Genomic DNA, 9,251 nt, shown 5'->3' with positions numbered 1-9,251 from the left:
CGAGTTGACTTTGAATAAACTCAGTGACGTTTTTAGTTTGATCATCATCAGCCGCCAAGATAATCACATTCAGTTGCTTTTTCCCAAGTTGGCTCAAGGCGGTCTGATATAGTTTCTTGGCCTTTGCCAAATTATATGAAACCGTATTGGGAACATAAGCCTCTTTAGCGAAATCTTCTTTTGTTTGCGGGTTCTTGGCAAATTGTGCCGGAACAAATCCTTGAGATACTACCGATCCGTTTTGCATCACTTTGTTAACCAATTGTTTTCGATTAATTGCCAACGAGAATGCCAATCGCAAATTTTTATTTTTAAATACTTTCTTGCGCTGATTATATTGGAGGTATTCAGTTGCCGCCAATGGTCGCTTGGTCGCACCCTTATTGTTCTTCATTTGTGATGCCTGTTCACCGACCAAATTGATTAAATCAAGCTTATTGGATTGAAATAAATTAAGCGCGGTACTGGGCTGCTTAACAACCTGATAATTGATCTTTGATAATTTGACTGCCTTTTTATCCCAATATTTTGAATTTTTAACTAGTTCCCAACTGTCATTGGTTCCCGTCCACCCGACGCTCTTAAAGGGCCCGTTATAAACCGTTTTAGCAGAAGTGGTGCCATACTTCGAACCGTACTTTTTAACAATTTTAGGATCCAGTGGATATAACGTTTCTCTAGCCATTACCATTTTAAAATACGTCGTTGGCTTAGCTAACTTGACCTCAAGCTGATACTTACCATTAGCCTTCACCCCCAACTTGGAAGGTGAAAGTTTACCATTTGCAATTTTATTTGCGTTCTGAATATTTTCAAATAAATACGTATACTGACTGGCGGTCTTGGGGTTGACCGCTCTTTGCCATGAGTAAACAAAATCGTTGGCAGTGACTGGATCACCATTACTCCACTTTGCATTCTTACGAATATTGATTGTATAGGTTTTACCATTTTTTGAAATTTTGGTTTTTGTTGCCAGAGCAGGTTCAACATTCCCGTTTTTATCATAACGGTAAAGTCCTTCACACGTTTCATCAATTTGGATGAAGGAGTTTTTATCGTATATTTTGGAAAGGTCTAAACTTGTTAATTCAGCGTTGGTTGCTAAATTAATTTTCTGATTCGAAGCTAAATCTTTTGAGCTTTGAGAGCTTGATTTCCCACAGGCACTTAATAAAAGTGTCATTCCTAAAACCGATAGCATAGCAGCCGTTTTTTTAATTTTTTTAGTTTCCATAAAAAGCCCCTCATCTCATTTATTTACAATCAAATTATAATGTTTCTAATGATAATCTCAAATTGCATGAATTGTCAACGTCACATCTCGATGTAATTCGTATGTATTCAATGTAAGACCGATGACAATGGGGATTTATGACTAAATAAGTGACTAAAAAGCTTTTTATTTAATTATATATTTATGAGTAGTAAGGGGGGAATAATGTTTTAATTTTTAAAGTTCTTTTTGCAGATTTAACCTGTTAGATTAGATAAATTATAGATAGTCTCTTTGTAACACCACCATTTATTGATGCTAAAAATCCCTCTGCAATTATTAGACGACTTATATCTCATCTCAATAACCACAGAGGGACTATATTTATTTAATGGTTCTTTCAGCTTCTATTTTAAAACATGAATGTATTTTGTATTGGCCGTAATATACCCACCAGCTACATGATAGCGTAACATGCCATGCTTGATAACATCATGACCGTAGGAATAATCGTAGCCATAGACCTTGACTGTTTTATTCTTAGCAATCGACCGATTTCGTTTAGTCAAATTAACATTGCCATAACGATTAATCGTGTGCTTGGTGCGAATGAATTTCACCTGCTTATGACGCCCCATGTTAACCAATTTACGGTTAGCGGTCACATACTTACCAGTCGTTAAAACATATCGAGTAGTCAAATTATGTTTAACAATTCCTTTAATCCGTAAGACTGATCCCTGACGATAATTAGCAACCTTATTTGTTAAATTAGCCTTCCGGTATGCATTTACGCCGCGTGGGCTAATCACCGTAATTGTTGAATGCTTTGTTGCGTAATAAACCGGACGAACATAGTTCCAATTTGCCGTGATATAGCCCTTCTTGCCGGCCGTTGAACTTAAATGGTTAACATCACGAACTTCATAACGCAACTTGCCAGTCATAGATCTTGAATATCCGGTCACTACAAACATTGGTCGATAGATACGCGGCTTCTTCACATAATTCGCCAACCGTTCTTTGGAATTGAAATCAGCCTTTTTGTAAAGATAAATATTATTCAATGAGTAGACAGCAGTGTTCTTTGCGGCAACATACTTTGGCAAAGTTGAATTTATATCGGAACCAGTGCTTGTATTAATTGTTGATGAACTCGCGTTGGGAGCAGTCGAGCTGCCAGTCATTTGAGTAGAAGATGAACCTGTCGAAGTCATCGAACCACTCGACGAATCGTTAGATGGTGTTGTCGCCGAACTATTGCCTGCCTGAGATGAGCTTGCAACTGGCTTGGCTGAAGATGAGCCAGTTGATGACGAACTCGAACTTACGACAGATGAAGAATTGCTTATACTGGACTTGTCACTACTTGATGAGGAGGCTGGTCCAGGCGTTGCAGCACCACTATCTTCTTTATGATATTTTAATACGATTTGAGTAGTCGTTTGTCCATCCTGATTTAAGCTACCAAGTTTATAGGTCATCGGGTTAGCTGAATCAGGTGTATATCCTTCAATGGCTTGTTTTGGAATGGTGACCACCTGTCCAAAGTCCCCACTTATTTCATCATCGATACCAATCGGCTTATCCTGATTATCGGCATCTACGTGAACCACCTTGATTGATAAACGTTTTTCAATATCTTTCTTAAAGAAGAACTGAACGTTTTGCAGCACATCTTGATAAGGTAATTCTGAAAGTTCTGTCCCGCCTCCAAACGGAAGTGTATTTTTATCATAATTATACGTAGTCGGCGCAACAATCCTATCCAGTCGATAGCCCATTTGCTTTAATCTGTCAATCTGTGGATTAATCGTCGCATTGGTATTAAGGGCCCCCTTGAGCGTCTCAACGGGAACGCCCGTAATTTCCTGGCCCGTGTCCGCATCCAGATAATGAACGTTTACAACACCAACAACTGAATAATTAATCGAACTAACCTTCACATTGAACCGGCAGCCAAGTCGCCTGCGCCAGCCATGGCAAAATTCATGTAAGGATCTGCCGTTGGGATCTCAGTAGAAAAATTATTCGTACTGGTAAGAATCTTATCACCAACGGTCAAAGAATAGGTCATTTCTTTCGTATTGCCATCATAAGAAATAGAAAATGGCAGCCAAATTTCGCCCTTTCCAAAGTCACTGTAGCGAAAGGCCTGTGGCGTTCCAATAACGGATTTCGAAATAGTCGAATTAGGAATCCTGTCTGTTGAATCACTCTTACCAATACCGGATTTGTCGATGTTTTTGAAGAAAGAAATGTATGGCGAATGAACCGGATCCATCAGACTTCTGCCACCTTGATTCCAGTTATTATAATACGTATCAATAACGGTTCCAAAAGCGCCTTCAATACCGCCTACCCCAATTCCTTGGCCAAAGTTGCCAACTTTGGTTGGATCCCCAGGACGAAAAGCAAACGTCATGCCATCCCCAACCCCCCTTGTTTGATCATTAGGATCGCTTGGGATCACTTGAATGGCACCCGCCATTGAAAAAGATTTTGACATATCCATGTTACTTTTTAAATAGGCAATTCCAGAATCTTTTGAGTTCGTCCTGGGAATCAGAGTAACAATACCAGTCTTAGCATCATAGCTGGATGCGCCAGCCAATTCAAAATACTTTAAAAAGTTATCTTGATTGATGGGAATCGTGGTACCGTCAGCCCCGCTTTGGGAAGCGCTTACATTATTTGCATCAGCTTGAACACCCTTATTGTCATATCCCGTAAAGGTACCCACTATCAAAAATGTTGAAAACAGCAGGATGCCATTCCGAAATAATTTACTTGCTCCTCTCCTAATCAAGTTCCCCGAGAATTTATCTTTCATGATGATGTACCCCTTAATTTAACAGACCACTACAATAAAAATAGATGTTTACCACAGTTGAATGTTAACATCGTCCTCATTCTTAAGGCAATTAATATGCACCATTATTATTAACAGCTTTCGATAGCCTTTTGATTTCACGGAATATCTTATAAATCATATACAAAGTAATCTCCGTACTTTGTCCCGTCATGACCAACCAGGGCTTCTTTGGTTGACTTGAATCCAGTATTTTGAAGTGCAGTGATCCGCTGTCCGGCCGTTTTAATCGCCTTTGTTGCAAGTTTCGATAAGATAACTAATTGTTTTATCTGTTTCTTTGTAACCTCATGAAAGATTGCCATCAAAGTGTCCAGTTACCGATCAGATACACAATAAGTAAATGAAGCAGATACCCTACTTAATAGAGTACCTGCTTCATTTTTATATTAAAACCCATCAAGATTAATTAATCCAATGAACCTATTTTATTAAAATAATGATATCAAATCTAGAGGACAACTTGTTTTGCCAGCTTTTCAAGAATGGCCGCAAACACTGACACAACATATGGCACAAGGGCAACGACCCCGAACATCAGAACTAAGCCGGGTGCATCTTCACTATCGGCAACCCGATAAATAAATGGCAGGAAAAGTGTGTAACAGATCCCCATCCCAAGAATCATTTTCTTAATTCGGGCAATGGCGTTAATCGCCGTAACCGAGAAAACGTTATGCTGATTAATCAGATTTAGAATCCGGTAAGCATTTATGCCAGCGACATAGAAGAGAATCGCTGAAGTATATAGACTCGTCATAAACAATAAACGTTCAACAACATATTGTGGATAAATGACGCCGAGCTTTTTTAAAAGCGCTGGGAATGCCAAAACACATAGGAGCAAAACTCCCAGTCCAAGACCAACTAAAACCAGTTTTAAAAAAGAAGTTAACCATTTCATCATTCGATTCCTCCTTAGCTAAGCCCAAGCGTAGCGCCACTCATTCAGCTAAGCAACAAGTGTCGCCTAACCAAGTCAAAATTTAAGCAAACCACAAACTTACTCGAGCTTTTCGTCCGTAATCGCTTCAATATAGCCCTTGGCAATTTTATCGAGATTATGATTGATCTTTTTGAAATCGTGTTTGTTCGTGATGAAGCCAGTCTCCAATAAACTATAGTCGATACCCCGGCGGCGCAAAACATTACAGTTTCGCAAATTGGTTCGGTAACTGTAGCCGTGATAGGCAGGATTAAGGCCGACATATTTTTTAATAACCTGAGCAAGTCGTCGATCACGCTTGGTTGGTGTCGGTCGATGGATAATAACATGTCCACCATGGGCGTATGCACCGCTGCCCGAGTCCAAATGGAACATGATAACCGTGGTCTTTTTGTTAATTTTATAAGATCCCTTATGGTAGACCAGCGTGTCACGGACAATGTCGTGTTTGGGATTGTAAAAGGTGACTTTGCTGTGCTTAACCTCTTTCGCATATTTTCGAAGCTCAGGTAATAATTTTGCCCGCATAAAATGCGCTTCGGTTGTCCCGTTACCGCGAGCGCCCGGATCACCGGCACCATGCCCCATTACCAACAAATAATGATGCATGGGTTTGGTCGACTTAACAGTCTGTGTAGTTGGCTTTTCAGCCGCTGACACAGATAATTTGTATGTAAATCCAACTACTAATACCGCCAGTAATGTTATGCATACTACCATTACATTTCTTGATTTTCTCATGATTAGCCCCCTCAGACTTTTACCTTTACCATTCTAGTATACCCTAGCCACTCATAAGCCATTAATATTTTTTGAATTGTGCGTTTTGAGGACGCATTGTTATATTAAACCGTCCCAGTTGTTTTCGAGATGCCGGTTGATTAACCAAAGCGATTATTTGTAATTAACCATAGTTATTAAGAGCAGCACCAAATTAAGTAAAACCCGAATTGCCATTCCAACAATTGTCAGGAATATCTTGATGTTAAGCCAACAAAGATAAGTCATCCTTATAGCATCACTTATTTTTATCAGTACAGTAAATAAACAATATTAAAAATAGGTTCTTATCAGGTCAATACAGACTTGATAAGAACTTATTTACGTTAAACTTGCTTTCAGTACAGCTGATAACCGTAACTGATTTTAGTAATTACCTGCAATAATTAACTTTTTATTTGCTGTAACATACTTGCCATTGCTTAATTGATAACGCGTGGTCAAATTATGTTTAACCAACTTCTTAACTGTTAAACGAACACCCTTCTTATAGTGTTTAGCTTTACCAGTTAAGTTAGCTGATTTATAAGTGTTGATGCCCTTTTTGGCAATCACAGTAATCTTCTTGGACTTTGGAACACTAGCATAATATACCGGTACGACATATTTCCGACTGGCAGTAATATAGCCCTTCTTGCCGGCAGTCTTGCGACCATGGTTCACATCACGAACCTTGTATCTCAAAGTGCTATTGCTAGTGCGTTTATATCCGGTAACAACAAACATAAAAAACATATTACCCAAAATAGACATTCCATATGAGATCAGTTTGAGTAATATGCTTTTTATTTATTTTATAAATTATCTTGACATTTAAAACGTACGTTCGTATCATAGAGATGAGCAAACAAACATTCGGTTGGTAACTTTTATTATTAATATTTTGACGGTCTTAAAGCATTTTAAGATCTAGCGTTTTGCACATTAAATATCGGTTTACGTTCACACTAAAATAATCAAAGCATTGGGGGAAGTGATGATGATGTTCATAGATAAAGAGCCACACGGTGTCTTCTTTTTAATCGATAATAAGTCATTTTACGCCAGTTGTGAGGCGGTCCAACGTGGCTTCAACCCACTCAAAATACCATTGGTCGTTCTTAGCGAACAAGAAAATACGAACGGCGGCCTTATCTTGGCAACTTCTCCTGAAGCAAAACGATTATTCCATCTCAAAGCCAACGTTTCCCGGCAAAGAAATCTACCTCAAGACCCTCGGCTATGTGTGGTGCCACCACGTATGAATCTTTATATTAAACGCAATTTACAGATTAATCAGATTTTCACTGAATTTGCTTCCGAACAGGACGTTTGGCCTTATTCAATTGACGAAAGCATTGTTGATATGACTCATTCATGGAAATTATTTGGTAACACTCCTCGTGAGGTTGCCCGCGTCATTCAAAAAACCGTTCGCAAAAGATTGGGGCTCTACACCACTGTTGGGATTGGTGATAATCCGGTTCAGGCCAAAATTGCCCTCGATGTTTACGCTAAGCATACCTCTGAACTTATTGGCGAAATTCATTACGAAACCGTTCCGAAAACAATTTGGCCGATTGATAACCTAACCGATGTTTGGGGAATTGGCAATAGAACAGCCAAGCACCTCAATCGACTCGGCATTCACAACATGTACGAACTTGCCCACACAAACCCTTATTTATTAAAACAAGAAATGGGTGTTATTGGTGAACAACTATTTGCGACGGCATGGGGCGTTGATCGTTCCAAAGTCAGCCATAAGCCGGTTACTAAATCCGCCAGCTTGGGTAACTCCCAAGTACTGCCTCGCGACTACCTCGGTCAGCAGGAAATTGAAACGGTCATTAAAGAAATCGGTGAACAGGTTGCTGCGCGTTTGCGTCATCATCATAAACTCGCAAGCTGTCTATCACTCAGCATCGGCTTCTCATATGCGGCAATTGCAGAAGACGGTCGTGGCGGCTTTCATCATGCATTGAGGCTGCCACCATGCAATAACAATCGTGAAATCGTTAAGCAGTTAATTTTCATGTTTCGCCAAGATTGGAACGGTCAAGCAGTCCGTAATATTGCTGTCTACACGAGTCGATTAACCCCTGATACGCACCAACAGTTGGATTTGTTTATGAATCCCAACCGACAAATAAAGAATGAAAAGCTGGGCTATGTCATTGATGAAATCCATCAAAAGTTTGGCTTCACCAAATTAGTCTACGCCACCAGCTTAACCACGGGCGGAACAGCAATTGAACGTTCAAAGATGGTTGGCGGACACAATGGAGGAAATTCTTATGAATAATGATTTGGATATTATCTATAGCCGAATGGAAAAATTATTTAAAAGAATAAGTCGTACCCGTTACTGGATACTGGTTAACAACGATCCATACGACCAAAGTTACAATTTCTTTTTTAACAGTCAGCGACAAGGGGAACGTTTGAAATCAGTACCGCTACATAAGCTTATTAACTATGACCTTTCCTATTTGGAACAAGTGATTAAAGGGCTAAGGAGTAAAACCAAACCTGACAATCGAGTTTACCGGTTTTGCAGGTATGAAGTGGCCTTCTACCCAAAAAGTCATTCAATGGAGGCGTGAGCAACTTGAATAATGATCATTTTGACATGGACGTTGTTAACAATTTTTTTGAACATGATTACCATGATCGAGGCATGGTGAAATGGCAAGGTTTCTATTTATCAGATCACACTGCGGCGTTAAATAAACAAGAAGCCAAAGATCAAAAAGTTTATCATCCCAAATCCCAACAATCTCTCGAAACCATCACAGCCATCTTAGCTGAAACTTATCAACGACACCGTGCGGTTAGCCTTCAACTAAATGAGTTGGACGCAAACGGTAATCAGCTCCCCGATATTCAAACGCATGTATACGGTTATCATAGCGACAAGATTATCATCGATGATGAAAAGGCTGTTTCTATTGATGATATTCGGCATGTTGAACGTATACAGACATACCTACGTTAAACTCATTATTTAACTTAGCTACCATTTTTAAAAGATGCAGCTAGGACAATAACTCTCTTGTCCTAGCTGCATCTCTTTAGATACCATATTTTCTCACTTTATCAGAATATAACTGATAAAATTAAAACCAAGTAACTATTTTTGAATCACAAACTTCTTATTTGCAGTAATATATTGACCATTGCTCAAAACATAACGAGTTGAATACTTGTACTTAACAACTTTCTTAACTTTTAGCAAGGAACCTTTCTTATATTTTCTTACCTTACTCGTCAAAGAAGCCCTTTTATATGATTTAACACCATTACGATTAATGATCATAATCTTTTTACTCTTTGGAACTGTTTGATAATAGGCAGGCACAACATACTTGGTACTGCTCGTGATGTAACCTTTAGTTCCTTTAACATACTTTCGAGTATATGGATTATATTGTTGAACACGATACCTCAACTTACCA

General features: G+C 39.1%; 10 protein-coding genes and 1 pseudogene. 3 read left to right on the top strand and 8 right to left on the bottom strand.

The window, feature by feature from the left end; genetic code table 11:
• From HMPREF0519_RS03975 to HMPREF0519_RS03945, 7 genes are all read right to left on the bottom strand, one after another.
• A partial coding sequence (locus tag HMPREF0519_RS03975; protein ID WP_003634840.1) for a peptide ABC transporter substrate-binding protein occupies nt 1–1,237 on the bottom strand: 1,237 nt, incomplete at its 3' end.
• 386 nt (nt 1,238–1,623) lie between these two features.
• Nucleotides 1,624–3,162, bottom strand: coding sequence for a DUF5776 domain-containing protein (locus HMPREF0519_RS14040; RefSeq protein WP_003634839.1), 1,539 nt, complete (start codon nt 3,160–3,162; stop codon nt 1,624–1,626).
• The gene (locus HMPREF0519_RS03965; protein WP_003634838.1) at nt 3,159–4,049 is read right to left on the bottom strand and encodes a lectin-like domain-containing protein; all 891 of its coding nucleotides are present in this window, start codon (nt 4,047–4,049) and stop codon (nt 3,159–3,161) included. The genes HMPREF0519_RS14040 and HMPREF0519_RS03965 overlap by 4 nt, the downstream gene beginning before the upstream one ends.
• 149 nt (nt 4,050–4,198) lie before the next feature.
• Nucleotides 4,199–4,393 carry a hypothetical protein gene (locus HMPREF0519_RS03960; protein WP_003634837.1) on the bottom strand — a complete coding sequence of 65 codons (195 nt, stop codon included), beginning with the start codon at nt 4,391–4,393 and terminating at the stop codon, nt 4,199–4,201.
• Between the two features lie 146 nt (nt 4,394–4,539).
• Complete coding sequence (locus HMPREF0519_RS03955; protein ID WP_003634836.1) at nt 4,540–4,995, bottom strand: DUF2975 domain-containing protein; 456 nt, start codon at nt 4,993–4,995, stop codon at nt 4,540–4,542.
• A gap of 96 nt (nt 4,996–5,091) precedes the next feature.
• Nucleotides 5,092–5,775 carry an N-acetylmuramoyl-L-alanine amidase gene (locus tag HMPREF0519_RS03950; RefSeq protein ID WP_003634835.1) on the bottom strand — a complete coding sequence of 228 codons (684 nt, stop codon included), beginning with the start codon at nt 5,773–5,775 and terminating at the stop codon, nt 5,092–5,094.
• A gap of 405 nt (nt 5,776–6,180) precedes the next feature.
• Nucleotides 6,181–6,549, bottom strand: a complete 369-nt coding sequence (locus HMPREF0519_RS03945; RefSeq protein ID WP_233419319.1) for a DUF5776 domain-containing protein — start codon at nt 6,547–6,549, stop codon at nt 6,181–6,183.
• Between the two features lie 247 nt (nt 6,550–6,796).
• On the opposite strand from HMPREF0519_RS03945, the gene HMPREF0519_RS03940 reads away from it, so the two are divergent.
• The 3 genes and pseudogenes from HMPREF0519_RS03940 to HMPREF0519_RS03930 all read left to right on the top strand — a co-directional run bounded on the left by HMPREF0519_RS03940 (nt 6,797) and on the right by HMPREF0519_RS03930 (nt 8,791).
• Entirely contained in the window at nt 6,797–8,098 is a 1,302-nt protein-coding gene (locus tag HMPREF0519_RS03940) for a Y-family DNA polymerase (protein ID WP_190870498.1), read from the top strand.
• Nucleotides 8,091–8,412: pseudogene (locus tag HMPREF0519_RS03935) on the top strand (acetyl-CoA carboxylase). Before HMPREF0519_RS03940 ends, HMPREF0519_RS03935 begins: the two are co-directional and overlap by 8 nt.
• Complete coding sequence (locus HMPREF0519_RS03930) at nt 8,405–8,791, top strand: hypothetical protein (RefSeq protein ID WP_040472663.1); 387 nt, start codon at nt 8,405–8,407, stop codon at nt 8,789–8,791. Before HMPREF0519_RS03935 ends, HMPREF0519_RS03930 begins: the two are co-directional and overlap by 8 nt.
• Nucleotides 8,792–8,926: 135 nt before the next feature.
• Here HMPREF0519_RS03930 and HMPREF0519_RS03925 read toward each other — a convergent pair.
• Nucleotides 8,927–9,251: DUF5776 domain-containing protein (locus tag HMPREF0519_RS03925; protein WP_003634830.1), on the bottom strand; the 325-nt coding region annotated here is incomplete at its 5' end.

Source organism: Lentilactobacillus hilgardii DSM 20176 = ATCC 8290 (assembly GCF_000159315.1).
GTDB lineage: Bacteria > Bacillota > Bacilli > Lactobacillales > Lactobacillaceae > Lentilactobacillus > Lentilactobacillus hilgardii.
Note: the sequence above shows the minus strand (reverse complement) of the source record. Positions and strands in the feature narration are given on the sequence as shown.